We start from the raw sequence: 25,100 nt of genomic DNA on the forward strand, positions 1-25,100 counted from the left end.
TCCTCAGAGATCCAAAGTCAGGTCGGTGGTCGGTGCGCTCACGCAGATCCGCACCGGCTGTGCCGATTCGGACTGCAGGTCGCCGGTGCGCAGATGGCGGGTGGCGCCACTGACGCGATCACAGGTGCAGGTGTTGCAGATGCCCATGCGGCAACCATGCTTGGGCTTGATGCCATGGGCTTCCAGGCTTTCCAGCAGCGAGCGGCCACGCGGCACGCTCAGCTGGCGACCACTGCGCGCAAGCGTCAGCGACACCTCGCCTTCGCTGCTGGCATCGCGCAGCGGCGCCGGCGGGGTGAAGGCTTCGGCCTGGAAGCCAGCCACTTGGTGCGCCAGGCGCTCACGCGCGGCAGCAACGAAGCCGTCCGGGCCGCAGGCCAGCACATGGCGCTGCGCCAGCGGCGTGTCATCGCCGGCCACCTGCAGATCATGGGTATCGATTCGCGCTGCCGGCACCTCACCCTCGCGGGTGGTCAGCAGGTGTACGCGCAGGTTCGGATGGGCCGCGGCCAGCGCCTGCAGTTCATCACGGAACTGCAGATGGGCGGCGGTGCGCTCCCAGTAGAACAGGTCCACCGGCGCTGCCAGCGGGCGCTGGCAGGCGTCGCGCAAAAGGCTGCGCATCGGCGTGATGCCGCTGCCGGCAGCCAGCAGCAGCACCGGCGCCGCGGCCGGCATATGGAACTCGCCGAAGGCGGCATCGAGGCGGAACAGTTCGCCCGGCTGCGCGTGGTTGACCAGATGCTGGCTGACCCGGCCGCCGTCGATCGCCTTGACGGTGATCGCCAGCTCGCGCCGCCCCAGTGCGGTGGGGCTGTAGCTGCGCTGCCACAGGCGTCCTTCAATCTCGACGCCGAGGGTGACGTGCTGGCCAGCGCGCATGCCGGCCCAGTGCCGGTTGGTGCGCAGGACCAGGGTCGCCGCGCCCTCGCCCGCCGGCTCACGCCGGACCAGGCGGGCCACCGGCTCGCGCAGGGTCCACAGGGGATTGAGCTGGCCCGCCCAGAAATCGAACAGCGACGGCGAGACCCAGCGATACGGAGAGAACAGGGACGGACGGACGACAGCGCTCATGAGCGAACTATACGGGCGCACATACACCTGTGTATACATGTGTATATTGAACCGGATTGGGTATGATTCAGCCTCGCCCCACCGGAACCCCCATGGCCGCCGCCACCGCCTTGTCGACGCCCGAAGATGCCAACAGCCCGGCCCGCCGTACGGTGAGCCGCGAGGATCTGCTGGCCGCCGCCCTGAAACTGATCGGGCCGCACCGCAGCCTGTCCACGCTCAGCCTGCGCGAAGTGGCACGTGAGGCAGGCATCGCGCCGAACAGCTTCTACCGGCAGTTCCGCGACATGGATGAACTGGCCGTGGCGCTGATCGATGCCGCCGGCCGCTCGCTGCGCACCATCATCGGCGAGGCCCGCCAGCGCGCCACCTCCACCGCCACCAGCGTGGTGCGGGTCTCGGTGGAGACCTTCATGGAGCAGCTGCGCGCCGACGACAAGCTGCTGCACGTGCTGCTGCGCGAAGGCGCGGTCGGCTCGGACGACTTCAAGCACGCGGTCGAACGCGAGCTGCACTACTTCGAAGAAGAGTTGCAGCACGACCTGGTGCGACTGGCCGCACTGGATGGCGCCGTACTGCATGCCCCGGAACTGGTGGCCAAGGCCATCACCCGGCTGGTGTTCGCGATGGGCGCGACCGCCATGGACCTGCCGCCGGAGAAGGATCCGGAACTGGTCGAGCAGATCTCCACGATGATCCGCATGATCATCGTCGGCGCCCGCACCCCCGCCGCGTTCCGCCGCGGCTGACGATCGGCCCCGGGGCCGGGTCGCTTTCCTCAGGAAAGGGCACTGCCCCCGTCTCCCTGCCCCAAACGGCAACTCCAACTTCCGAACATGACGACCGGCAGGGTTGCCGGTCTTTTATGTAATGTTATAACACCGTCATGATCTGACTCGACCAGCGCTCCACTCGGAATTGCTGCGGCTTCCTTGTATAGCACTTGCTATATTGATGAGCCGCTGCTTTTATATGCGTCAGCCAGGTCGCCCTCGCCGCCTTTCTTCCCCCAAGGACCACGCCCTCATGCCCGTTGCCACCCCCTTCTTCCATCGGCTGCCCCTGGCCGCCGCCATCGCCCTGACGCTGCCGCTGCCCGCACTGGCCGCCACACCGAAGCCAACCGAGCTGGACCGCGTGCAGGTCAAGGTCAGCACCGCCACCCGCAGCGAACGCCTGCTGTCCGATGTCCCGATCCGCACCGAAGTGCTGCGCAAGGAAGACATCGCGCTGCGCGCGGCCACCGACTTCTCGCGTGCCGCCGAGCTGATCAACGGCCTGCGCGTGGAGAGCAACTGCCAGAACTGCAACACCAGCGAAGTACAGCTGCTGGGCCTGCCCGGCGCCTACAACCAGCTGTTGTTCGATGGCATCCCGCTGCTGTCCACGCTGGGCAGCGTGTACGGCCTGGAACAGATTCCTGCCGGGTTCGTCGACCGCATCGAAGTGGTCAAGGGCGGTGGTTCGGCGCTGTATGGCCCGGGTGCGGTTGCCGGTGTGATCAACCTGATTCCGCCGCTGCCGGCGCGCAGCGGTGGGCATGTCCAGGCCGGCGTGGATGTCCTGAAAGGCACGCCGCAGAAGAGCGCCGATGCGCGGCTGGACCTGGTGGCCAAGAAAGCAGACGCCGGCCTGTCGGTGATTGCCCAGCGCAACTGGAACAGCGGCATCGACTACAACGGTGACGGCTACACCGAGATCACCCGCAAGAACCTCAAGGTCGGCGGGCTGCAGGCCTGGTACGCCCCCACGCCGGGCACGCGGCTGCGCCTGGACCTGCAGGTGACCGATGAAACCCGGCGTGGCGGCAACCGCTTGGACCAGCCGGAATACCTGGCCAACATCGCCGAATCGCTGGATACGAAATACCGCCGCGGCAGCGTGTCGTGGGACCAGGAAGTCAATGCCAACGTCGATTTCCGCCTGGCCTACGCCTTCGCCGACATTGACCGCGACAGCTTCTACGGCGGTCTGGGCGACGTAGTCACCGATCCGTCCGCGCCCGGCTATGACCCATCGCAGCTGGACCCGAATGTGGCCGGCAGCGCGGCCTCGCGTTCGTGGCGCCAGTACGGCCGCACCCACAACCCGCTGCACTACATCGACAGCCAGTTGAACTGGCGGTTCGGTGCGCACGCGCTGGCCTTCGGCGTGCAGTACAAGCACGAGGCGCTGCGCGACGACAATCGCACCGGTGACGGCCAGCGCCTTGCGGTGCTCGAGGACGCCACCTTCCACAACCTGGGCGCCTTCATCCAGGACGAATGGAGCCTGCGTGACAACGTCGACCTGGTGCTGGGCGCCCGCGTGGACAAGAGCTCGGAGCTGGACAACGCGGTGTTCTCGCCGCGCATCGCGCTGGCCTGGCAGGCTAACCCGAACCTGAAATGGCGCGCCGGCATCGCTACCGGCTTCCGTGCTCCGGAGATCTTCGTCGAGGACGTGCACGTCGATACGCTCGGCGGCGAACAGGTACGCGTGCGCAATACCGATGGCCTGAAGGAAGAGCGCGCATTGACCACCCTGTTCGGCTTCGACTGGCGTTCGGACCCGGCCAATCCGGTGTGGAGCTGGGATGCTACGGCCTCCTATGCACGCATTCGCGATACCTTCGCGCTGGGCGAGATCCAGCGCGGCGATGACGGCCAGCTGAGCCAGCTGCGCTACAACGCTTCCGGCTCGAATGTGATGGGCGCGGAAACCAACCTGGGCTGGCAACCCTCACCGCAATGGCGCCTGACCGCCGGTGCCTCGTGGTATCGCTCGCGCTTCCGCGAACCGCAGCGCATCTTCGACGACAGCGGCGACGGTGGCGACACCGTGATCGAAAGCCGCGACTACCTGAAGACCCCGCGCTGGACCGGCCTGGCCCAGCTCAGCTGGATGCCGGCCGAACCGTGGGAGACCTTCGTCGCGCTGCGCCATACCGGGCCGATGTCGGTGCTGAACAACCGGCTGGGCGAGCTGCACCGCACGCGGTCATTCCTGGTCACCGACCTCGGGGCGCGCTGGCACCGGCATCTGGGGGCGCAGGCGCAGCAGGAAGTGTCGGTAGCCGCAGGCGTCAAGAACGTGTTCGATCAGCGCCAGAAGGATCTGGAAGTGGGCGCGCTGCGCGACAGCGACTATGTCTACGGGCCGCGTTTCGCGCGCTCGTGGTACGTCAACCTGCGCTATGCGTTCTGAGCTGCTGCGAACGTTGTCGCTGGTCAGCGCCCTGCTGCTGGGCGCACCCGCAATGGCCACGGACCTGCACGCGCAGGTTTCGGCCTCGCTGATGCGGCCGGAACAGCGCTCGCTGCGGCCGATGCAGTGGACACCGCCGCCGCGGCTGGTGGCGCTGTACTTCGGCGGCGACTGGTGCGCACCGTGCCATGCCTTTGTACCCACCTTGCGCAGCGTACGCGACGCTTTGCGCGAGGCCGGCGCCGATACCGAAGTGGTGTACGTCAGCCTGGATGAGAGCGAGGCTGCATTGCGCCGCTACATGTACACGCAGGACATGCCGTGGCCGGTACTGGACCCGCGCCGCGCCGCGCGAATGCCGGCACTGCAGGCATTGGCCGGGCTGGCACCGCCGAATCTGGTACTGATCAATGCCGACGGCCAGGTGCTGGCCAATGGCTGGCAAGGCCGGCGCTATGAAGGCCTGCAGCCGGTGTTGAAGGAATGGACGAAACGGGCGTGCGCGCAGGAACAGGCACGCTGCCCGCCTGGATTGTAGGGTCGCGCGAAATGCCGCCGGGCATGGCCGGCGCTACCGTTACGGCGCCCCGCCCTCGGCCTTGCGCACGAACGCTTCAAACAACGCCAGCGTCTGCTCGCTCACATGGTGCTCGATGCCCTCGGCATCGCGCCGCGCGGTATCCGCGTCCACGCCCAGCGCCAGCAGGAAACGCTCCACGGTCTGATGACGCTGGCGGCTGGCATGGGCCAGCGCCTCGCCTTCCGGGGTCAGGAACACGCCGCGGTACGGCCGCTGCACCACCCAGCCATCGCGGGCCAGGCGCCGCAGCATCTTCGCCACGGTGGGCTGGGCCACGCCCAGGCGGGTGGCGATGTCGACCTGGCGGGCCTCGCCGCCGTCGGCCAGCAGGTCCGAGATCAGCTCGACATAGTCCTCCACCAGCTCCATCCGGTGCGCCTCGCGCACTTGCCGGAAGCTCTCGACCTGGCGCTCGGCCTCGATCAAGGGGGTGCTTTTCAGCGATGTCGAATCGTCGGTCTTGCCCACGCCTGCGCCTGTCCTTCCGGGGTGATCCGGTGTTGAACCTGAATTCTGGACCAGTAACGCGATAAAGACGATTGTTTCACATTGCTAATGACTATAGCAGGAGCTATATTCGGACCCATGAACACCCTGGCACCCCGCGACCCTTCGGCCTCCACTGCGGCCAGCCTGGGCGCGCTCAACGCCTCGGTCGCGGTGCCCGACAAGGGCCATTGGTGGTTCCGCTTGCTGGCCTTCCTCGGCCCGGGCTACATGATCTCGGTCGGCTACATGGACCCGGGCAACTGGGCCACCGACCTCGCCGGCGGTTCGCGCTTCGGCTACGTGCTGCTGTCGGTCATCCTCGTCTCCAACCTGATGGCGGTGATCCTGCAGGCGCTGTCGGCGCGGCTCGGCATCGCCACCGGCATGGACCTGGCCCAGGCCTGCCGCGCGCGTTACCCCAAGCCGGTGAACCTGGCGCTGTGGGCGCTGTGCGAGGCGGCGATCATCGCCTGCGACCTGGCCGAGGTGATCGGCACCGCGATCGCGCTGAAGCTGTTGTTCGACCTGCCGCTGCTGTGGGGCGCGGTCATCACTGCCCTGGACACACTGCTGGTGCTGCTGCTGATGAACCGCGGTTTCCGGGCGCTGGAAGCCTTCGTGATCGCACTGCTGATGGTGATCTTCGGCTGCTTCATGGTGCAGATCGCGCTGGCCGCACCGCCGGTGATGGACGTGCTGGGCGGCTTCATTCCGCGCGCGCAGGTAGTGACCGATCCGCACGCGCTGTACATCGCGATCGGCATCATTGGTGCCACGGTGATGCCGCACAACCTGTACCTGCATTCGTCGATCGTGCAGACCCGTGCCTACCCGCGCACCGATGAGGGCCGTCGCAGCGCGCTGCGCTGGGCGGTGACCGACAGTACCCTTGCGCTGACCCTCGCATTGTTCATCAACGCCAGCATCCTGATCCTGGCGGCGGCGGTGTTCCATGCCAATGGCCATTTCGACGTGGAAGACATCGAACAGGCCCACCAGCTGCTGGCGCCGATGCTGGGGGTGGGCGCGGCGGCGACGTTGTTCGCGGTGGCCCTGCTGGCGTCGGGCCTGAATTCGACAGTGACCGCCACGCTGGCCGGCCAGATCGTGATGGAGGGTTTCCTGCACCTGCGCCTGCCGCCGTGGCTGCGGCGGCTGATCACGCGCGCACTGGCAATCATTCCGGTGGTGGTGGTGATCCTGCTGTTCGGCGACCAGGGCGCGGTGAAGCTGCTGGTGCTGAGCCAGGTGGTGCTGTCAATGCAGCTGCCGTTCGCGATCATCCCGCTGGTGCGGATCGTGACCGACAAGGTGACGATGGGGGCGCTGGTGGCACCGCGCTGGCTAGGCGCGATCGCCTGGGTGATCGCGCTGGTGATCGTGGTGTTGAACGTGAAGCTGCTGGTGGATACCTTCAACGGCGCATAGCGTGAAATGCCAGGGCGCCGTTGAAGAGTCGAGCCATGCTCGACTCATCGCACCCGGCACGAACAGCAGCCGAGCATGGCTCGGCTCTACAGATGCAGCGCGATCGCGGCCTCGATCTGCTGCGGCGACTGGAACCCGGCCAGGCGCGTGCGTTCGTTACCATCACGGAACAGGGACAGCGTCGGCGTCTGCCGCAGCCCCAGCTCCCTGAAGAACGCCTCACCCAGCACTTCCAGCTGCACGCGCAGCAGGGTCGTGCCCTGCCCCGCCACGCTGTTGGCCACCCGGTGCAACGACATCTCCAGCATCCGGCACCCCGGGCACTGGCCCTTGTGGAAATCCACCAGCACCCGCGGGTGCTCGGCCAGCAGCTGCCGGAACTGCTCAGGCGTGGTGGCGTCGATGATCTGCATCGGTGTTGCTCCAATAGTGGGCCAGGACCGCGTCGGTCCAGGCCTCGATGGCCCCGGCATGGCGTTGACCATGCGGCATCTGTTCGATTTCCAGCGGCGGATAGTCGCTGCGGAAGTAGCGGATCAGGCGGTGCACGGCGCCGCAGTAGTACTCCTGCCCCCACTGCGTTTCGCCGGTGCCGAACACCGCCAGCTGCCGCGGCCGCTCGCCGCGCTCGGCGATGCCGGCCACCCATGCCTTCATCTCCGACGGCGTGCGGCCGGCGTTGTCGGTCCAGCAACCCAGCAGCACCAGGTCAGCCTCGTCGGCCGCCAGCGGCGGCGCCTGGCGCAGGTCGTCAGCCTCCTGCCAGTGAACCTAATGACCTGCGGCGCGGCAACGCTCGGCGATCTGCCGGCCGAGCTCGCGGGTGTTGCCGCTCAACGAGGCGACCACCACCAGGATGCTCAGCGCGGCGCCGGACTCACAGGTCGTCGAAGCCGTTGTCGACGTTGGTCTTCTTGTAACTTGCATTGCGCATCTCGAAGAAGTCGGTCTTGGTTTCGGTGAAGTTGTCGGCGTAGGCCTTGATCCACGGCATCACGTTGTCGGTGGTGTCGCTGTACAGGCGTTCGATGCCGAGCATGCCGGCCATCTTGTTGGCGCGGTACTTCACGTAGCGCACCATCTCGTCCACGTCGATGCCGTCGATGCCACCCAGCACCTCCGACGACCACTGCGTCTCCAGCTCGATGGCATGCTCGAACGATTGGTGTACGTAGGCGGTCAGCTCGTTGGTCTGCAGCTCGGGGTTCTCGCCGATGATGGCGCGGATCAGCTCGCTGATGAACTTGGTATGCGCCAGCTCGTCGCGGTTGATGAAGCTGATGATCTTGCCGGTGCCGTTCATGCGGTTCTGCCGCACCATGTTGTAGAAGTACGCGAACCCGGAATAGAAATTAATGCCCTCCAGGATCGAGGACTGGATCAACGACTTGAGCAGGGTCTCGGCGGTCTTCTCGCGCATGAAATCGTCATACGCCCCCATGATCGGCGCATTGCGCCTGATGATGGTCGGGTGGGTGCGGGCGATCTCGAAGATGCGGTTCTGGTTGGGCAGGTCCGTGATCGAGGCCAGCACGTAGCTGTAGCTCTCGTTGTGGATCACTTCCTGCTGCCCGATGATCGCCGCATTGGCGTGCGCGGCCGGGTCGGTGATGTACTCGGCCACGTTGTAGATGAAGCGGGTCTGCGGTGAGTCGAGCGTGGCGAGCAGGCCGATGATCGAGTCGTAGGCGTTCTTCTCGCGCGCGTCGAGCTCGCCGTACTGGCGGGCGTCCAGCTTCATGTCGACCTCGTCGGGAATCCAGAAGTTGGTCGACAGCTCCTTATAGGCCCGATAGAACGACGGGTACGGGATGTCGTTCCAGTTGAGGATGCCGCTGGTGCGGCCGTTGATGATGCCGGTGCTGCGGTTGGGATGGCGCGGCTCGAGGATCTTGATGCGGTCGAGGGGAGTTGCCATGGTTTTCTGCCTTCGTTCTCTTTCTATCGTGCTGCCGGCCAGCGGCCGGCACTACCGAAGATCGCGGGGTTGCCGGCCAGCGGCCGGCACTACCGTGGGTCGCCGGTGATCAGCTGGAGCACCACTCGCATTCGCTGATGTCGATGTCGTTGGAGCGCACGTAGTAGGTGGTCTTCAGGCCTTCGCGCCAGGCGCTCAGGTGCAGCTCCAGCAGGGTGCTCGCGCGGATGGTGCTGGGCACGTACAGGTTGAAGCTGATCGACTGGTCGACATGGCGCTGGCGGCGCGCGTTCTGGCGCACGCTGGCGAACTGGTCGACCTTGTAGGCACCCTTCTCGTAGTACGGCCAGGTTTCCAGCGACAGGCCCGGCGCCGCCACCGGCCGCCGGAAGTCCTTCTTTTCCTCGTAGTAGAACGCGCTGTAGATCGGGTCGATGGAGGCCGTGGAGCCTGCAATCTGCGCGGTGCTCATGTTCGGCGCCACCGCCAGCAGCCAGCCGTTGCGCAGGCCGTGCGTGGCGACCTCGTGGGCCAGGCTGTCCCACGCGGCGCCACTGTAGTCGCGGTCACGGAAGTAACGCCCGTTGTGCCAGTCACTGCCCGCGAACATCGGGTAGCTGCCCTTCTCCTTCGCCAGCTGCGCGCTGGCCTGGATGGTCAGGAAATTGATGCGTTCGTAGAGCCGGTCGGCCAACGCCTCGGCATCCGGTGATTCCCATTGGATTGCCTGCTGCGCCAGCAGGTGGTGCCAACCGAACGTGCCCAGGCCGATGGCGCGATACTTGCGATTGGTGATCGTGGCCTGCGGCACCGGCAACGCATTGAGGTCGATCACGTTGTCGAGCATGCGCACCTGGATCGGGATCAGGCGCTCCAGCACGTCGGTGGCCAGCAGGTCATCCGGCGCACTGATCGCCCGGCCGAGGTTGATCGAGGACAGGTTGCAGACCACGAAGTCACCGGCGCGGCGTGTCGTGACGATCTGGTCGCCGCTGACGATCTCCTGGATCATCCGCGTCGGGCTCATGTTCTGCAGGATCTCGGTGCACAGGTTGCTGGAATAGATCATGCCCGCGTGCTTGTTCGGGTTCCGGCGATTGACCTCGTCGCGGTAGAACAGGAACGGGTTGCCGGTTTCCAGCTGGCTGAGCATGATCCGCTTGAACAGATCGATGGCCTTCACCGTGCGGCGGCTGATGCGCTCATCGGCCACCAGTTCGGCGTAGCGGTCGCGGAAGCTGCCTGAGCCGCGCTTCTCGTCGTAGAAGTCCTGCAGGTACCAGCCCTTGGCCTGCTTCACCTCGTGCGGGTCGAACAGGTACCAGTCGGCGCGGCGCTCCACCGCTTCCATGAACAGGTCGGGCACGCACACCGAGGTGAACACATCGTGCGCGCGCAGGCGCTGGTCGCCGTTGTTGAGGCGCAGGTCCATGAAGGCTTCGATATCGCGGTGCCAGATGTCCAGGTAAACCGCCACCGCGCCCTTGCGCTGGCCAAGCTGATCAACCGACACCGCGGTGTTGTTGAGCTGCTTGATCCACGGCACCACGCCGCCAGAGGAATTGGCCACGCCACGGATCGGTGCGCCACTGCTGCGCACATAGCCCAGGTAGGCGCCAACGCCGCCGCCATGCTTGGACACACGGGCGATATCGGTGTTGGAGTCATAGATGCCCTGCAGGCTGTCATCCACCGTGTCGATGAAGCAACTGGACAGTTGCCCACCCACCTTGCCGGCATTGGCCAACGTTGGTGTGGCGACCGTCATGTACAGATTGGACAGCGCCCAGTACGCCTCGCCGACCAGCTGCATGCGCCGCTCACGCGGTTTTTCTTCCTGCATGAGGTACAGCGCGATGGTCAGCCAACGCTCCTGCGGCAGCTCGTAGACCTCGCGGCTGCGATCGCTGGCCAGATAGCGCGTGGCCAGCAGGTACAGGCCGTTGTAGGCGAACAGTCGGTCGCGCTCCGGATCGATCATCTCGCCGGCCTGCTGCAGCTCTTCCTTCGAATAGCAGCGCAGGATGTCGTTGCTGTAGATCCCGCGGTCGGCCAGGCTTTCCTGCAGGCCCACATACGAGCCGTACTTCAGGCCGACGTCGTAGAAGCGGTTGCGGCTGGCGCGCTTGTACAGGCGGCGCAGGTAGATGCGCGCGGCAAACTGTTCCCACTCGGGTGCGACCAGGTCCACCCGCGACTCGGCCTCGCGGATCAGCAGATCGACCAGGTCATCGGCGCTGATGCTGGGCTTGCGCTCGACCATCGCCTGCACCACGCGGCGGTAGTCGCTCACGTCCAGCTGCGGGAACTCGGCATGCACGGCGTCGATGCTGCGCTGCAGGCGTTCGGCCTCGAACGGCAGGCGGCGGTTGCCGGCCTCCTTGGTGATCCAGGTCGGCACGCGCTCGCCACCGGCGCGCAAGGCGTCGCCAGCGCCGGCCAGATCGGCCACGCGGAAGGTACTGTCGGTCATGGTGGTGAAACTCCAGGCTCGCGCGCGCGTTGGCGGTCGATGCCATGGCGGCCCTGAACGCGATACCGGCGCACGGGGCGAACGGGTGGATTGCCAGGGCACGGGAACGTAGGTCGTCGGCATCTGCCTGCGCCTGCGGCCGGTATCCGGGCCGTGGGGGCGACCTGCGTCCGCACGATGGCGGCCGCGTCGACACGGCAAGCCTCAGGGGCGGGCCGCGGGACGTTTGCTGCATGTCCGGCGACGGCGGCTGACCGGGAGTGACAGCCACAACATAGTGGGGATATCCAAACCCGTCAACACAAGATGCGGTAATCAACACATGTCGCGACGATCAGTCGCAGGATGCCGTGTTGCACCTGCGGCGCCTTGTCGACAGCGCCTGCGTCCCCAGTTCGGTACAACATCAACTTTCCCCGGAACACCGCCCATGCGCGCTGCCCAGTACCCCTCCTTCGGCGATCCGGCCGACGTCCTTGCCATCGCCGACGCCGCCCTGCCCGAGCCCGGCCCCGGCGAGGTGCGCATCCGCACCGTGCTGGCCTCGATCCACAACCACGACCTGCTGACCGTGCGCGGCCTGTACGGCTACAAGCCGACCCTGCCGGCGATCGGTGGCAGTGAAGCACTGGGCGTGATCGATGCACTCGGCGATGGCGTCGACGGCCTTCAGGTCGGCCAGCGGGTGGCCGCTGCCTCGGTGCACGGCACCTGGGCCGAAGCGTTCATTGCGCCGGCACGCATGGTGATTCCGATGCCGGAGGCGATCCCGGACGAAATGGCCGCGCAGCTGATTGCCATGCCGCTGAGCGCGTTGATGCTGCTGGAGTTCCTGCACGTCGAGCCGGGCCAGTGGATCGTGCAGAACACCGCCAACGGCGCGGTGGGCAAGTCGCTGGCGATGCTGGCGCGGGCGCGTGGCGTGCATGTGGCCAACCTGGTGCGCAATGCCGATGCGGTCGCGCAGCTGCAGGCGCTGGGCATCGCTCATGTATTCGACACCTCGCTGGGCGGCTGGAAGGATCGCGTGCGTGAGGCGACCGGCGAAGCACAGGCTGCGGCCGCGGTGGATTCCATCGGCGGCGACGCCAGCGGTGACCTGGTCGACCTGCTCGGCCACCACGGCACCCTGGTGTCGTTCGGAGTGATGAGCGGCGAACCGATGCGCATTCCCGCCGGCGGCCTGATCTACAAGGAAGCCACGGTGAAGGGTTTCTGGGGCAGCAAGGTCAGCCAGGCGATGGCGGTGGAGGACAAGCGCCGGCTGGTTGGCGAACTGCTGAAGCGTGCGGCGAGCGGCGAACTGACCCTGCCGGTGGAGCAGATCTTCGCACTGGACGACATCGCCCAGGCAGCGAAGGCTGGCGCCGGTTCGGGCCGTAACGGCAAGGTGCTGCTGCGGCCTTGATGCCTCAGCGGATGGCGCTGTCCCGGTGGTGGCGCAGTCCCGGTAGTGGCGCAGTCCCGGTAGTGGCGCAGTCCCGGTAGAGTCGACTGTCAGTCGACTCTCGCGCGTAGCGCGGGGGGTATGAGGCTTCTTTCCACAGGGAAAGGGCTGTGACCCTCCAGGGGTGTGCGGACCAACGGTCCGCACCCACCAAAGATCGGTCCCGCACCCACCGAGTGGGTCTGCTCCAACGGAGGCACCGACTTTCGTTAAGAACCTGTGATGTATAACTGAATGCGCTTTCGTCATTGGAAGGCGCACGTGCCTGCGTGCGGTACTGACGGCTCCTCCCCCGTTCGGCGTTGTCGCTTCCATGTACCGCACCACCCTGAACCTGCTTGCCGGCGCGATCGCGCTGGGCCTCACCGCCGGCGCAGCCGGCGCCGCTGAATCCGCCGACACCGGCAAGGACAGCACCACCCTCGGCGCCGTGCAGGTGACCGGCTCCAACATCAAGCGCAGCGATACCGCCGGGCCGAACCCGGTGCAGATCGTCAGCCGCGAACAGATCGAGCAGACCGGCCGCTCCACCCTCACCGACGTGCTGCGCAACCTGTCGGCCAATGCCGGCAACAGCTTCGACGAACAGTACACCGGCAGCTTCGCCGCCGGCTCGGCCTCGATCGGCCTGCGTGGCCTGTCTCCGAAGAACACGCTGGTGCTGGTCAACGGCTACCGCGTCTCCAACTTCGGTTTCGCGCTCAACACCCAGGACACCTTCGTCGACCTCAACGCGCTGCCGATCAGCGCAGTGGAACGCATCGAAGTGCTGAAGGATGGCGCCTCGGCGGTGTACGGTTCCGATGCCATCGCCGGCGTCATCAACATCATCCTGCGAAAGAACTTCCAGGGCGTGGAAGTCGGCGGCGGCTTCGGTACCGCCACCCAGGGCGGCGTCGATGAGCACAAGGCCAACCTGCTGGCCGGCTTCGGTGATCTCGAACAGCAGGGCTGGAACGTGCTGTTCGGGTTGGACCTGCTCAAGCGTGATCGCCTCGACGCCGACCAGCGTGCCTACACCCGCAGCGGCGATTTCCGCGACAAGCCCGGCGGTCGCCTGGCCGGTTGGTCCACCGCCGGTGGCAACTGGCTGTCCAACCCGCGCGCACCGCAACCGTTCGCCAACTGCCCGGATGGCAGCCAGCTGCGCCCGTACAGCGATTTCGGCAGCACCCTGCCCGGCCAGGCCTGCGCCTTCAACGCCCAGCCGTTCAAGACCCTGCAGCCCGGCGCCGAGCGCCTGCAGGCGTCGTTGAGCGCGACCTACCGCTTCAACGACAGCGTCGAGGCGTTCGCCGATGTGCTGTACAGCCACAACAAGGCCGACCAGATCTTCAGCGCGCCGCTGACCGTCGGCCCCGGCCTGCGTGCCTACAACCCGGCCACCGGCACCCTGATCGACGTGCCGGCGGTGCTGCCGGTCGGCCACCCGAACAACCCGGGCAGCGCGCCGCTGCCGTTCGAGTACACCTTCTTCGATCTCGGCCCGCGCCTGAAGGACAACACCCAGGTGTTCTACCGTGCGCTGGCCGGCGTGCGCGGCAGCGGCGAGCGATGGGACTGGGAAGTGGCGGCGCTGACCTCGCAGAGCGCGCAGCGCGAATACGTCGACAACTTCGTCAACCGCTACGCGTTCGAGCAGATCCTGCGCGATGGCAGTTACAACTTCCTCAACCCGTCCGCCACGCCGGGGGCACTGGATGCACTGCGCCTGCAGACCAAGCGTCCGGGCTGGTACAAGCTGCATTCGTTGAACGTGAAGGCCTCGACCTCGCTGTGGGAGCTGCCGGCCGGTGCGGTCGGCTTCGCCTGGGGTGCCGAGTTCCGCAAGGAATCACTGGACGCGCGCACCAGTGCGCAGGTGCTGTCGGGCACCGAACTGCGCCCGGCCATCAACGTGGTCAACGGCGAGCGCCAGGTCAGCGCCGCCTACGCCGAACTGAGCGTGCCGCTGCACCGCACGCTGGAGCTGCAGGTGGCCGGTCGTGGCGACCACTATGACGACTTCGGCAACGCGTTCTCGCCGAAAGTAGCGCTGCGCTGGCAGCCGCTGGACAGCCTGCTGCTGCGTGGTTCGTTCTCGCGTGGCTTCCGTGCACCGTCGCTGCCGGAGATCGCGCCGGGCCAGACCGTCAGCTACGGCTCGGTGATCGATCCGCTGGATCCGTTGCAGCCCGGTGGCAGCCGTGGCGTGACCAACATCCGCACCGGCAATCCGGACCTGAAGGCCGAACGCTCGCGCAACTTCAACGTGGGCGCGGTGTGGTCGCCCGATGGCGATACCAGCATCGGCCTGGACTGGTACCGCATCGAGCAGGACAACCTGGTCAAGCCGGACAGCGCGCAGTTCATCGTCGACAACCCGACACTGTTCCCCGGACGCGTGCAGCGTGATGCACAGGGGCGCATCCAGTTCATCACCAACCAGTACGCCAACCAGGGCGAGCTGACCACCTCGGGTCTGGATCTGGAAGCCAACCGCACCTTCCGCACCGAGGGCTGGGGCAACTTCACCGTGGCCGGCAGCTGGACCCACCTGCTCAGCTTCAAGCAGCCGCTGGTGGCCGGCCAGGCACCGTATGAAGGGGCCGGCAACAACCGCCACGGCGCACTGCCGCGCACCCGCGGCACCACGTCGTTGAACTGGGCAGTGGGCGACTGGAGCAGCACGCTGAGCCTGCAGTACGTGAGCGGCTATGACCAGCGTGTGGCGACAGCGACCAGCAACCCGGGCCTGCGCGACCGCATCAAGCCGTATCACCAGCTGGACCTGTACGTGGCCTACGAAGGGATTCCCAACACCACGCTGTCGCTGTCGGTGCTGAACCTGACCGACAAGGACCCGCCGTTCGACCCCGCCGGTGGCTCCAACGGTTTCGACATCAGCCAGTACAACCTGCGCGGGCAGTTCGTCTCGCTGGGGGCGCGCTACCGGTTCTGATGGTCGCTGTAGAGCCAAGCCATGCTCGGCTCTACAGGGTGTGCGGACCAACGGTCCGCACCCACCGCATCACCGGCTCAGGTGCAGGAACTGCAGGTGCCGTTCGTACTGGCTGATGATGTCGTTGATGATCTGCTTGCGGCTGTAGCCGACCAGGTCGTAATCCTGGCTGCCTTCGAACAGGTGCACCTCGGCGCGGTAGTAGCGCTGGTTGCGCAGCTGCTGCGCGGCGAACGACGGGGTCAGGTAGCCGCTGAGGATCACCCGGTACAGGAAGTCCTGCTGCTCGCCATGGTTGACCGTCAGCTCCATGTCGCCCGCTTCGAAGCGCGTCGCCACATCCCAGCCCTGCCCACGCAGCTGCTCGGCCACCGCCTCCATCGCCGGCTTCACCGTGTCATCCATGAAGCGGTAGACCTGGTCGCGTACCGGGAAGTGCATGGCCTGGCTCAGGCGCTGGCGCCAGCCCTGGTGGTGGCGATCGTCTCCGATCAACGGCGACGGCCGGTACTGCAGCGCGCGCTTGCGGTGCGACTCGTCACTGAAGGCGCGGGTCAGCCCCCACATCATCAACAACAGGATCGCCGAGAACGGCAGCGACGCCAGCACCACCGCGGATTTCAGTGCGTCGATGCTGCCGGCCAGCAGCAGGCCCGCCGTCAGCACTGCGATCACGGTGCCCCAGAACACCCGCAGCCAACGTGGGCCGTCGTCCTCAGGTGCGCCGCCATGCGAGGACAACGTGGACAACACCACCGCGCCCGAGTCGGCCGAGGTCACGAAGAAGATGAAGCTGACCAGTACCGTCACCGTGATCACCGCGCGGCTCCAGGGGTAGCCGTCCAGCAACGCATACAGCACCGTCGGTGGATCATCCACCGCCAGCTGCGCCAACTGTTGCTGGCCGTGGTGCAGCACCTGGTCCAGCGCGCTGTTGCCGAAGATCGACAGCCACGCCAGGGTGAAGCCGAGCGGGATCAGCAGCACGCCGAACACGAATTCGCGGATGGTGCGGCCACGCGAGATACGTGCAATGAACAAGCCCACGAACGGTGCCCAGCCGATCCACCACGCCCAGTAGAACACCGTCCAGCCACCCAGCCATTCGGGGCGGCCGCCGTAGGCATACACATCGAAACTCTTGCCTACCACGCTGCCCAGGTAGTCGCCCAGGTTCTGCATCAGCGTGCTGAACAGGTACTGCGTCGGCCCGGCAAACAGCATGAACAGCACCAGCGCGATCGCCAGCAGCATGTTGATGTTGGCCATCCAGCGCACCCCCTTCTCCACCCCAGAGACGGCCACGGCCACCGCCGCACCCATCATCGCCACCACCAGGATGATCTGCACCAGGTTGGAATGCGGGATGTTGAACAGGTGTGCCAGGCCGGCATTGAGGTGCAGCACGCCGAAGCCCATGTCGGCGCCGATGCCGAACACGGTGGCGACGATGCCCAGCGCATCCACGGTGTAGCCGATCGGGCCGTTGATGCGCTTGCCGATCAGCGGGTACAGCGCCGAGCGCAGCGCCAGCGGCAGGTTGTGGCGGTAGGCGAAGTAGGCCATCGCCATCGCCGCCAGCGCGAACACGCCCCAGCCATGCAGGCCCCAATGGAGGAACAGCAGCTGCATGGCCTGGCGCGCACCGGCCTCGCCCGCAGCCGGATCGCCCTGCGGCGGCTGCAGGTAGTGGGTCAGCGGTTCGGAAACGCAGAAGAAGAACAGCGTGATGCTGATGCCCGCCGCGAACAGCATGCCGGCCCAGGAGAGGTAACTGAACTCCGGTTCGTCATGGTCGGCGCCGAGCTTGATGCCGCCGTACTTGGACAGCGCCACGCCAACCACGAATACCAGGTACAGGGTCATCGCCAGCAGGTAGTACCAGCCCACATTCAGTGCGGCCCAGTCCTGTGCCTTGACCAGAAGGCGGCCCGCACCGAGCGGGAACAGACTGACGAACAGCGCGAACGCCACGACAACGATCGCCGCGAAGGCGAACACAGGCCGAAGGGTGCGCACCGGGGATTGTTGCGGCTCCAGTACATCCATGGGGCGGCGTTCTCCGGTAGATCAAGGAATTAGCCGACCGATTCTGGCTGAACCGCAGTGGACAGAGCATGAAGTTGCGGCCTGTGGTCACAGGCCCGGCCCGCCATTCCGTGTTATCACGCGCGCGCCGAAGCGTACCTGCGAGCGCAGCCGCGCGCGGACCGCGTGCATCGCGGCCACGCGCGTACTGTCCAATCACGACATCACATGCACCACATGCACCGCGCACAGCTTGTTGCCGTCCGGGTCGCGCAGGTAGGCCAGGAACAGCTGGCGCCCGGCCATGCTGCGGATGCCAGCCGGGTCTTCGATGGCCGTACCGCCATGGGCCACGCCAGCATCCTGCCAACCGCGCACGGCCTCGGCACTGTCGAGGGTGAAACCAATGGTGCCGCCGTTGGCATGGCATGCAGGCTGCCCATCGATGGGCGCGGTGACGCCGAACATCCGCCCATCCTTGAAGTACAGCAGCCGACCCTTTTCGTCGAACACACCCGGACGTGCCCCCATCGCGGCGAACAGGGCATCGTAGAAGCGGCGCGCGGCATCCATGTCGTTCGTTCCTACGGTGATGTGGCTGAACATGCGGGCACTCCTTGTGGAAAGCCGCAGTGTCGGCGAGCACGCCGGGCATCGCAAATCCGGCGATCTCTCCTGCTGCGGCATGCGCAGGATTTGTCGTGCGCCGCCCGATCGCCCTATAATGGGAATCATTCTCATTAATGACCCGTGCCGATGGCCGTGCCCGCCGCCTCCAGCACCGCGCTGGCGGGGTTCTACCGCGAACACCATGGCTGGCTGCTGGGCTGGCTGCGCCGCCGCACCCACAACGCCGACTGCGCCGCCGACCTGACCCAGGACACCTTCCTGCGCCTGCTCAGCCGGCGCGTCGATCCGTCCGAACTGCGCCTGCCCCGCGCCTATCTCAGCACCATCGCGCACGCGCTGCTGGTCAATCACTGGCAGCGCGCGGACCTGGAGCGCGCCTATCTGACCGCGCTGGCCGCACAACCGGAGCCGGTGCATCCCTCTGCGGAGGAGCGCACGCAGGCGCTGCAGCTCCTGCATGCCATCGCTGACATGCTGTCCGGCCTGGCCGAGCGGCCACGGCGTGCCTTCCTGCTGGCCCGGCTGTCCGGACTGGGCTATGCGGAGATCGGCCAACAGCTGGGCGTGTCCGAGCGCATGGTCAAGAAGTACATGGCGCAGGCGATGCTGCATTGCCTGCGCCTGTCCGGCGACGCGGCGGCATGAGCGCGGCAGTGGCCGGCCCGGCGCTGGAGCAGGCGGCAGAGTGGTTCGCGCTGCGCCAACAGGGCTGGAGCGACGACGACCAGCAACACTGGCGTGCGTGGCTGCAGGCCGACGCCGGTCACGCCGACGCCTGGCGCCGGGTCGAGGCGGTCTGGCAGTCGTTCGCCCCGCTGTCGGCACCGGCAGCAGCAACGGCGCTCGATGCCGCCGGCCATCGCCGCCGCCGCGCACTTCGCAGTCTCGGCGGCGCGCTCGGCATCGGTGCGGTCTCGCTTCTCGGCCTGCACGGGCTGCAGGCGCAGCGCCACCTGCAGACGCAACGCACCGCTGCCGGGCGCACCGGTCATTGGACGCTGGCCGATGGCAGCCAGTTGTGGCTCAACGCCGGTAGCGAAGTGACCGTCGACATCGGCAACGGCAACCGCGCCCTGCATCTGCTGCGCGGCGAACTGCTGCTGCAGACCGGCCACCACCCAGCATTCACCGGGTTGCCCCTGAGCGTGCATGTACCCGGCGCGCGCCTGCAGCCGATCGGCACCCGCTTCGCGGTCGGCCGCGAAGCCCAGCACAGCCGGTTGGACGTGTTCGAGGGCGTGGTGCGGTGCCTGCCGACGTTCGGCGCGGCGCTGGATGTGCCTGCGGGAAGTGCGCTGCAGATCGGACCGATGGGGGGACTCACAACGGTCGCTGCCGATCCTCTGCGCGGCGACTGGCAGGACGGACGCCTGCAGGTGCAGGACACGCAACTGATCCGGGTGATCGACGAACTGGCCCGTCACCATCGGGGCTATCTGGGCTGTGATCCGGCACTGTCCGCATTGAATGTCACCGCGGTATTGCCGCGCCTGGACAGCCTGCAGGCCCTGAAACTGCTGGCGCGCGCCCTGCCGATCCGCATCGAGCAGCGCTGGCCATGGTGGACCGTTGTGCGTCCGCGTTGAAATCGCGGTTCCCTTTCTGCGCGCTCGGCGGGCACTACAAGGGAACCCATTGCGGATGTCGCCGCCCCCATGAAACTACCCTGCCCTTCCCCTCGCCCGCTTGCCATCGCGCTGTGCCTGGCCCTGGCCACGCCGTGCCTGTTGCCGGCCGCCGCCCACGCACAGGATGCTGCCGCCGCCGTTCGCTGGCAGATCCCGGCCGGTCCGCTCGACCAGGCCTTGACCGCGTTCGGTCAGCAGTCCGGCCTGTCCATCGCTGCCGATGCGCGCCTGACCCGCGGCCGGCACAGCGGTGGCGTGCAGGCCTCGCTCAACACCGAGGCCGCGCTGGCACAGCTGCTCACCGGCACCGGCCTTTCGTTCCAGCGTGATGCCAGCGGCGTGGTGCTGCAGGCCGCCCCGGCCACCGACGCCGGCGTACGCCAGATCGGCACCCTGCGCGTGGCCGGCCAGGCCAGCGAAGGTGCTTCGCCGTGGGGGCTGGCCGATGCCGACGCCGTCTACCGCGACAGCGGCTCGCGCGTGCATCTGGACCACCAGCAGCTGGAACGCTTCCGCGGCCAGTCGATCGGCGATGTGCTGGCCGGCGCAGTCGGCGTGCACACCGGAGACGTACGCAATGGTGGTGCGCTGGACGTCAACATCCGCGGCCTGCAGGGTCAGAACCGGGTGCCGGTGATCATCGACGGCGGCCAGCAGGCCATCGACGTGTACCGCGGCTATGCCGGCGTGCAGCAGCGCAGCTACCTCGACCCGGACCTGATCAGCGCGATCAGCATCGAAAAGGGACCGAGCCTGGCCGCCAATGCCGCCAGCGCGATCGGTGGCGTGGTCTACATGGAAACGCTGAAGGCCGAGGACATACTCGATGACGGCCAGGCCTGGGGACTGCGCGTGCGCGGCGGCGTGGCCGACAACAGCATCGACCGCACCCGCACCTTCAGGCAGATCGCGCGCGGCAGCGACAACCGCAACAGCCTGCGCGACCCGCGCGACTGGAACGGCAGCGTGGCCTTCGCCCAGCGCGGCGAAGACTGGCAGCTGGTGGCCGCCTACGCGCGGCGCCGCCAGGGCAACTACTTCGCCGGCAGCAACGGCGCGCACCGCTACGACGACCAGCACCTGTCCAGCGGCGGTACCGGCATGTCCAGCCAGGCGGTTTCGGACATGTACCATCCGGGCGATGAGGTGCTGAACACGCACACCGACAACGAATCGGCGCTGCTGAAGTTCACCTGGACGCCCAACCCCGACCAGCGGCTTGAGCTGAGCCACCGTTACTTCAACTCCAGCTTCGGCGAGATCATGCCGTCGGCGATCGGCCGTGTCGGCGAGTCCAACGAATGGGTGACCTATGTGGACAAGGCCAACACCATGTTCCAGTTCGAGCCCGGGAAGATGCGGCTCAACGCCACCTCGCTGCGCCACCGCTACCGGCCCGAGGCACACCCGTGGCTGGACCTGAGCAGCACGCTGTGGTTCACCACCGCCACCAGCCGCATGTTCAACAGCAACATCGCCAACACGCCGCTGTTCAAGGACGTGCCCAACGACCAGATGCCGGACACGCTGGGCGAGACCTATGGCCCGGGTCTGCAGTCGGACGTGAAAACCCGGCGCTGGGGCGTGGACAGCAGCAACACCACCCGCTTCAACAACAGCCTGGGCGACTGGACGCTGCGCTATGGTGCTGCGTTCCAGCACGAGGACACCGCACCGAACTCACCGGTGCTGCCGGTGGACTACAACAACAACCGCTACCTGCGCTCCGGCACGCGCCGCGAAGCCAGCGTTGTGGCGTCGCTGCAATGGCAGCCCTGGGACTGGCTGTCGCTGACCGCTGGCGGCCGCTTCATCGACTACCGCACCCGCGACCGCAATCGGGTCGCCTTCGTCAGTGAATCGCGCGACCTGCGCTATACCTTCGCGCGCCTGAGCAAGGGCGGCCAGCTGCTGCCGGGCTGGTACAAGGAGTGGTACCCGGATGCACAGGGCAACTACACCTACGACTCGCTGCGGGCCACTCCCTACGGCGACAGCACGCTGGGCCAGAGCTACGACTTCGATGGCTTCATTCCCGACCCGCGCGGCGCCAACGGCTTCCATACCAAGCAGATTCCTACCGCATGGGGCTACAAGCCGGCGATCCGCCGTTCCGGCCACGGCTTCGCACCGTATGCCGAGGCCCGCTTCAACTTCGACGAGGACATGTTCTTCTACGTGAAGTACGCGCAGGGCTGGAAAATGCCCAGCCTGTTCGAATCGACGCTGGGCAACAGCACTTCGGCACCGGTGGCCGACCTGAAGCCGGAGAAGAACCGTTCCTGGGACATCGGCTTCAGCCTGCTCAAGCAGGACCTGTGGCGCGATGGCGACCGCCTGGCATTCAAGGTGGCCTGGTTCAAGAACGATATCGACAACGCGATCACCCGTCGCTTCGACTCCAGCAACTGGGCGTTCTATGTCGACAATGTCGACAACTACACGGTATCCGGCTACGAGCTGCAATCCGGCTATGACGCCGGCATCGCCTACCTGGACCTGTCGGCCAGCTATTACCAGCGGGCGCGCACCTGCGATGCGGCCACTGCCAAACGCCTGCGCGAAGACCCGTATGCGAAGTGGAGCAAGCTGGACACCACACCGGACTGCGTGGAAGGCGGCTTCGGCACCTCGTTCGTCAACGCGCAGAACCCGCCGAAGTACTCAATCCACAGCACGCTGGGCTTCCGCCTGTTCGACAAGCGGCTGGATACCGGCATCCGCCGCACCTACAACAGCGGCCCCACCCATGAACTGGACAAGCCCTGGAACACCACCGGCTCGACCGGCCTGCAGAACATCTACCTGCCGACCGCGATCTATGACTTCTATGCGCGCTGGCAGTTCACCCCGAAGGCCGAAGTGGAACTGGTGGTCAGCAACCTGCGCAACACCTACTACATGGACACGCTGGCGATGAGCCTGATGCCGGGCCCGGGCCGCACCACGCGGCTGAACTTCACCGCACGGTTCTAACTGCTGCAGAAACAGCAACGCCCCGGAGAGATCCTTCGGGGCGCTTGCCTGCGGCGGCTCACGCTCTGGCAGGTGCCAACCTGGGTTGGCACAGCGCTTCCGCACCGGTAGATGCCAACCTTGGTTGGCACGGCGACGCGTTACTTCGCGGTACTCAGCAGCAGTACCGCGACGGTCACCAATGCGATGCCGACCCAACCGATCGGACGCAGGCGATTGCCGAACAGCAGGCGGCCGCAGGTGGCGGTACCGATCACGCCGATTGCCCCCCACATCGCATAGGCGGTGGCCAGGTCCATGTAACGCACGGCCTGGCCCAGCAGGGCGAAGGCCATCCAGACCATGACGATCGCACCGACGCCCCAGCGCCAGCGGCGGAAGCCCTCCGACTTGGCCACCATCATGTTGGCGGCGACGTCGATCAGCGCCGAACAGATCACGAAAAGCAGGGCCAGGGTGTTCATCAGTGTGCCTCCCCGAGAGTGACGCAGACGATGCCGACCACCGCCAGCACCAGGCCGGCCAGCTGCTGCAGCGACAGGCTTTCACCGAAGACGGTGAGGCCGACCACGGTCAGCAGGGTCAGGCCCAGGCCTTCCCATACCGCGTAGGCCACGCCCACCGCGATGCGGCGCACCGACTGCGCCAGGAAGAAGTAGGACAGCGCCAGCGCGCCGGCCATGACCAGATAGCCGGTCCAGCCGCCATCGCGGGCGGCGTGGGCCATGAACGAGGTGCCGACCACTTCGGCGACGATCGCCACGGTCAGGCAGGCCCAGGCGACCAGCGCGCCACGGGCGGGAACAGTACGGGACATGTGAAGCTCCTTGCAGGGCGGGGACCACGCCGCCTCATCAATGGATCCACGCCGAGCGTGGAGGGTCCGGAACGCCCCGCAGACAGGGGCGACGGCGGCCAGTATCATCGCCTTTTACGGTGGAATCAAAATGGATTCCATCGACAGGAGCGATGGATATATGCCCTACTCCCCTGAATCCCTGCAGGCCTTCGTGGAAGCCGCGGCGCTGGGCTCGTTCTCGGCCGCCGCGCGACGGCTGCGCAAGACCCAGTCGACGGTCAGTACCGCCATTGCCCACCTGGAAACCGACCTGGGTGTGAGCCTGTTCGATCGCAGCGGGCGCTACCCGCAGCTGACGGAGGCCGGGCGACAGGTACTTGGCCACGCGCAGGAGATCCTGGCTGCCGATGCGCGCCTGCAACAGTTGAGCGTGCGCCTGGCCGCACCGGTCGAGCCGCGCCTGACCGTGGTGTTTTCCGATGTCTACCAGCTTGATCCCGAACAGCGGATCCTGCAGCGCTTCTCCGAGGCGTTCCCAGAGATCGAACTGGAATGGCTGGATGCGGAGGGTGAGGACGTGCTGGAGCTGGTCGGAAGTGGTCGCGCCGCGCTGGGCCTGCTGCCCAGGCAGGAGCACTATCCCGATGGGCTGGTGGCGCGGCCGCTGGCGCATCACAGCGAACTGTCGGTGTACGTGGCGCGCGAACACCCGCTGGCCAGTGCCGGGCGTCGCGACGCCGCTCAGCTGGCGCGGCATCGGCAGGTGCGCCTGAGCGCGGAAGTCGATCAATCGCGCGTGGTCACCGGCCTGGCCTGGACCGCCACCGACTACCTGATGGTGATGGAGATGGCCGAGGACGGCATCGGCTGGGCCGAACTGCCGCGGGCGCTGGTGCAGCGCTATGACCGCGGGCGGCTGGTGGAACTGGTACTGCCGGGCTGGCCGCGGCGCATCCACAGCGACCTGCTGTGGCGCCGCGACACGCTGCCCGGACCGGCCGCACTGTGGTGGGTCGACGCACTGGGATGAGGTAGTGCCGGGCGCTGGCCGGCAATCCAGTGTCCCGTGGTTGCCGGCCAGCGGCCGGCACTACCGATCAACGATGGGCGAGCGCGTAGTCCAGCGCCGAGCACACCGCCGCCACCTGCGCGTCGTTGCACTGCTGTGGCGTCGCGACATGCCGCCGGGACCGGCCGCACTATGGTGGGCCGACGCGCTTGGATGAGGTAGTGCCGGCCGCTGGCCGGCAATCCCAGTGTCCCGTGGTTGCCGGCCAGCGGCCGGCACTGCCGATCAATGATGGGCGAGCGCGTAATCCAGCGCCGAACACACCGCCGCCACCTGCGCGTCGTTGCACTGCTGTGGCGTCGCGACACCCCGCCGGGACCGGCCGCACTGTGGTGGGCCGACGCGCTTGGATGAGGTAGTGCCGGCCGCTGGCCGGCAATCCCAGTGTCCCGTGGTTGCCGGCCAGCGGCCGGCACTACCGATCAACGATGGGC

The 25,100-nt window shown here is 66.8% G+C and carries 19 protein-coding genes and 1 pseudogene; 10 read left to right on the top strand and 10 right to left on the bottom strand.

From position 1 onward, the window contains the following. Positions 1-3: 3 nt before the first annotated feature. Positions 4-1,074, bottom strand: coding sequence for a ferredoxin reductase (locus AC5P60_RS05980; protein ID WP_033833196.1), 1,071 nt, complete (start codon positions 1,072-1,074; stop codon positions 4-6). A gap of 92 nt (positions 1,075-1,166) precedes the next feature. Here AC5P60_RS05980 and fabR point away from each other — a divergent pair, with 92 nt between their 5' ends. From fabR to AC5P60_RS05995, 3 genes are all read left to right on the top strand, one after another. Continuing rightward, positions 1,167-1,823 (top strand): HTH-type transcriptional repressor FabR, encoded by a 657-nt coding sequence (gene fabR, locus AC5P60_RS05985; protein WP_005409961.1) that lies wholly within the window; start codon positions 1,167-1,169, stop codon positions 1,821-1,823. A 277-nt stretch (positions 1,824-2,100) separates the two neighbouring features. Further along, the gene (locus AC5P60_RS05990) at positions 2,101-4,260 is read left to right on the top strand and encodes a TonB-dependent receptor plug domain-containing protein (RefSeq protein ID WP_483693240.1); all 2,160 of its coding nucleotides are present in this window, start codon (positions 2,101-2,103) and stop codon (positions 4,258-4,260) included. Then, on the top strand, positions 4,250-4,798 hold the full coding sequence (locus AC5P60_RS05995) for a thioredoxin-like domain-containing protein (protein WP_483693241.1): 549 nt from the start codon (positions 4,250-4,252) through the stop codon (positions 4,796-4,798). The genes AC5P60_RS05990 and AC5P60_RS05995 overlap by 11 nt, the downstream gene beginning before the upstream one ends. A gap of 39 nt (positions 4,799-4,837) precedes the next feature. On the opposite strand, the gene mntR is transcribed toward AC5P60_RS05995, so the two are convergent. Further along, positions 4,838-5,308, bottom strand: coding sequence for a manganese-binding transcriptional regulator MntR (gene mntR / locus AC5P60_RS06000; RefSeq protein WP_005413716.1), 471 nt, complete (start codon positions 5,306-5,308; stop codon positions 4,838-4,840). 117 nt (positions 5,309-5,425) lie between these two features. On the opposite strand from mntR, the gene AC5P60_RS06005 reads away from it, so the two are divergent. Then, the gene (locus tag AC5P60_RS06005) at positions 5,426-6,757 is read left to right on the top strand and encodes an Nramp family divalent metal transporter (RefSeq protein WP_483693242.1); all 1,332 of its coding nucleotides are present in this window, start codon (positions 5,426-5,428) and stop codon (positions 6,755-6,757) included. 86 nt (positions 6,758-6,843) lie between these two features. Here the strand turns inward: AC5P60_RS06005 and AC5P60_RS06010 are convergent, their stop codons facing one another. The 4 genes and pseudogenes from AC5P60_RS06010 to AC5P60_RS06025 all read right to left on the bottom strand — a co-directional run bounded on the left by AC5P60_RS06010 (position 6,844) and on the right by AC5P60_RS06025 (position 11,148). Next, positions 6,844-7,170 carry a thioredoxin family protein gene (locus AC5P60_RS06010; protein ID WP_483693243.1) on the bottom strand — a complete coding sequence of 109 codons (327 nt, stop codon included), beginning with the start codon at positions 7,168-7,170 and terminating at the stop codon, positions 6,844-6,846. Next, a pseudogene (locus AC5P60_RS06015) lies at positions 7,142-7,609 on the bottom strand (flavodoxin). The gene AC5P60_RS06010 and the pseudogene AC5P60_RS06015 overlap by 29 nt, the downstream one beginning before the upstream one ends. A gap of 25 nt (positions 7,610-7,634) precedes the next feature. Then, a complete protein-coding gene (locus tag AC5P60_RS06020; protein WP_483693244.1) occupies positions 7,635-8,675 on the bottom strand; it encodes a ribonucleotide-diphosphate reductase subunit beta in 1,041 nt (346 codons plus the stop codon). A gap of 109 nt (positions 8,676-8,784) precedes the next feature. Further along, complete coding sequence (locus tag AC5P60_RS06025; protein ID WP_414489877.1) at positions 8,785-11,148, bottom strand: ribonucleoside-diphosphate reductase subunit alpha; 2,364 nt, start codon at positions 11,146-11,148, stop codon at positions 8,785-8,787. A 430-nt stretch (positions 11,149-11,578) separates the two neighbouring features. On the opposite strand from AC5P60_RS06025, the gene AC5P60_RS06030 reads away from it, so the two are divergent. Further along, positions 11,579-12,556 (top strand): zinc-binding dehydrogenase, encoded by a 978-nt coding sequence (locus tag AC5P60_RS06030; protein ID WP_049452563.1) that lies wholly within the window; start codon positions 11,579-11,581, stop codon positions 12,554-12,556. Positions 12,557-12,908: 352 nt separating this feature from the next. Beyond that, positions 12,909-15,536 carry a TonB-dependent receptor gene (locus AC5P60_RS06035; RefSeq protein WP_483693245.1) on the top strand — a complete coding sequence of 876 codons (2,628 nt, stop codon included), beginning with the start codon at positions 12,909-12,911 and terminating at the stop codon, positions 15,534-15,536. A gap of 69 nt (positions 15,537-15,605) precedes the next feature. On the opposite strand, the gene betT is transcribed toward AC5P60_RS06035, so the two are convergent. Together betT and AC5P60_RS06045 are read right to left on the bottom strand one after the other, a co-directional pair. After that, entirely contained in the window at positions 15,606-17,585 is a 1,980-nt protein-coding gene (gene betT / locus AC5P60_RS06040; protein ID WP_106550530.1) for a choline BCCT transporter BetT, read from the bottom strand. 195 nt (positions 17,586-17,780) lie between these two features. After that, entirely contained in the window at positions 17,781-18,170 is a 390-nt protein-coding gene (locus AC5P60_RS06045) for a VOC family protein (protein ID WP_005413725.1), read from the bottom strand. 150 nt (positions 18,171-18,320) lie between these two features. On the opposite strand from AC5P60_RS06045, the gene AC5P60_RS06050 reads away from it, so the two are divergent. From AC5P60_RS06050 to AC5P60_RS06060, 3 genes are all read left to right on the top strand, one after another. Then, positions 18,321-18,839 carry a sigma-70 family RNA polymerase sigma factor gene (locus AC5P60_RS06050; protein ID WP_005409975.1) on the top strand — a complete coding sequence of 173 codons (519 nt, stop codon included), beginning with the start codon at positions 18,321-18,323 and terminating at the stop codon, positions 18,837-18,839. Further along, positions 18,836-19,780 carry a FecR family protein gene (locus AC5P60_RS06055; protein ID WP_184013527.1) on the top strand — a complete coding sequence of 315 codons (945 nt, stop codon included), beginning with the start codon at positions 18,836-18,838 and terminating at the stop codon, positions 19,778-19,780. Before AC5P60_RS06050 ends, AC5P60_RS06055 begins: the two co-directional genes overlap by 4 nt. Positions 19,781-19,849: 69 nt before the next feature. Continuing rightward, positions 19,850-22,798 (top strand): TonB-dependent receptor, encoded by a 2,949-nt coding sequence (locus tag AC5P60_RS06060; RefSeq protein WP_111172502.1) that lies wholly within the window; start codon positions 19,850-19,852, stop codon positions 22,796-22,798. Between the two features lie 140 nt (positions 22,799-22,938). Here the strand turns inward: AC5P60_RS06060 and AC5P60_RS06065 are convergent, their stop codons facing one another. Next, complete coding sequence (locus AC5P60_RS06065; RefSeq protein ID WP_111172503.1) at positions 22,939-23,262, bottom strand: DMT family transporter; 324 nt, start codon at positions 23,260-23,262, stop codon at positions 22,939-22,941. Further along, entirely contained in the window at positions 23,262-23,615 is a 354-nt protein-coding gene (locus tag AC5P60_RS06070; protein ID WP_005409979.1) for an SMR family transporter, read from the bottom strand. The genes AC5P60_RS06065 and AC5P60_RS06070 overlap by 1 nt, the downstream gene beginning before the upstream one ends. Before the next feature lie 160 nt (positions 23,616-23,775). Here AC5P60_RS06070 and AC5P60_RS06075 point away from each other — a divergent pair, with 160 nt between their 5' ends. Continuing rightward, a complete protein-coding gene (locus tag AC5P60_RS06075; protein WP_483693246.1) occupies positions 23,776-24,627 on the top strand; it encodes a LysR family transcriptional regulator in 852 nt (283 codons plus the stop codon). The last annotated feature ends 473 nt before the right edge of the window (positions 24,628-25,100 follow it).

The sequence above is a fragment of the Stenotrophomonas sp. YJH_SMC_120 genome (assembly GCF_059368675.1).

Coding starts and splice junctions, on each gene's coding strand:
- AC5P60_RS05980 (WP_033833196.1), bottom strand. CDS start 1,074: ATGAGCGCTGTCGTCCGTCCGTCCCTGTTCTCTCCGTATCGCTGGGTC.
- fabR (WP_005409961.1), top strand. CDS start 1,167: ATGGCCGCCGCCACCGCCTTGTCGACGCCCGAAGATGCCAACAGCCCG.
- AC5P60_RS05990 (WP_483693240.1), top strand. CDS start 2,101: ATGCCCGTTGCCACCCCCTTCTTCCATCGGCTGCCCCTGGCCGCCGCC.
- AC5P60_RS05995 (WP_483693241.1), top strand. CDS start 4,250: ATGCGTTCTGAGCTGCTGCGAACGTTGTCGCTGGTCAGCGCCCTGCTG.
- AC5P60_RS06005 (WP_483693242.1), top strand. CDS start 5,426: ATGAACACCCTGGCACCCCGCGACCCTTCGGCCTCCACTGCGGCCAGC.
- AC5P60_RS06010 (WP_483693243.1), bottom strand. CDS start 7,170: ATGCAGATCATCGACGCCACCACGCCTGAGCAGTTCCGGCAGCTGCTG.
- AC5P60_RS06020 (WP_483693244.1), bottom strand. CDS start 8,675: ATGGCAACTCCCCTCGACCGCATCAAGATCCTCGAGCCGCGCCATCCC.
- AC5P60_RS06025 (WP_414489877.1), bottom strand. CDS start 11,148: ATGACCGACAGTACCTTCCGCGTGGCCGATCTGGCCGGCGCTGGCGAC.
- AC5P60_RS06030 (WP_049452563.1), top strand. CDS start 11,579: ATGCGCGCTGCCCAGTACCCCTCCTTCGGCGATCCGGCCGACGTCCTT.
- AC5P60_RS06035 (WP_483693245.1), top strand. CDS start 12,909: ATGTACCGCACCACCCTGAACCTGCTTGCCGGCGCGATCGCGCTGGGC.
- betT (WP_106550530.1), bottom strand. CDS start 17,585: ATGGATGTACTGGAGCCGCAACAATCCCCGGTGCGCACCCTTCGGCCT.
- AC5P60_RS06045 (WP_005413725.1), bottom strand. CDS start 18,170: ATGTTCAGCCACATCACCGTAGGAACGAACGACATGGATGCCGCGCGC.
- AC5P60_RS06050 (WP_005409975.1), top strand. CDS start 18,321: ATGGCCGTGCCCGCCGCCTCCAGCACCGCGCTGGCGGGGTTCTACCGC.
- AC5P60_RS06055 (WP_184013527.1), top strand. CDS start 18,836: ATGAGCGCGGCAGTGGCCGGCCCGGCGCTGGAGCAGGCGGCAGAGTGG.
- AC5P60_RS06060 (WP_111172502.1), top strand. CDS start 19,850: ATGAAACTACCCTGCCCTTCCCCTCGCCCGCTTGCCATCGCGCTGTGC.
- AC5P60_RS06065 (WP_111172503.1), bottom strand. CDS start 23,262: ATGAACACCCTGGCCCTGCTTTTCGTGATCTGTTCGGCGCTGATCGAC.
- AC5P60_RS06070 (WP_005409979.1), bottom strand. CDS start 23,615: ATGTCCCGTACTGTTCCCGCCCGTGGCGCGCTGGTCGCCTGGGCCTGC.
- AC5P60_RS06075 (WP_483693246.1), top strand. CDS start 23,776: ATGCCCTACTCCCCTGAATCCCTGCAGGCCTTCGTGGAAGCCGCGGCG.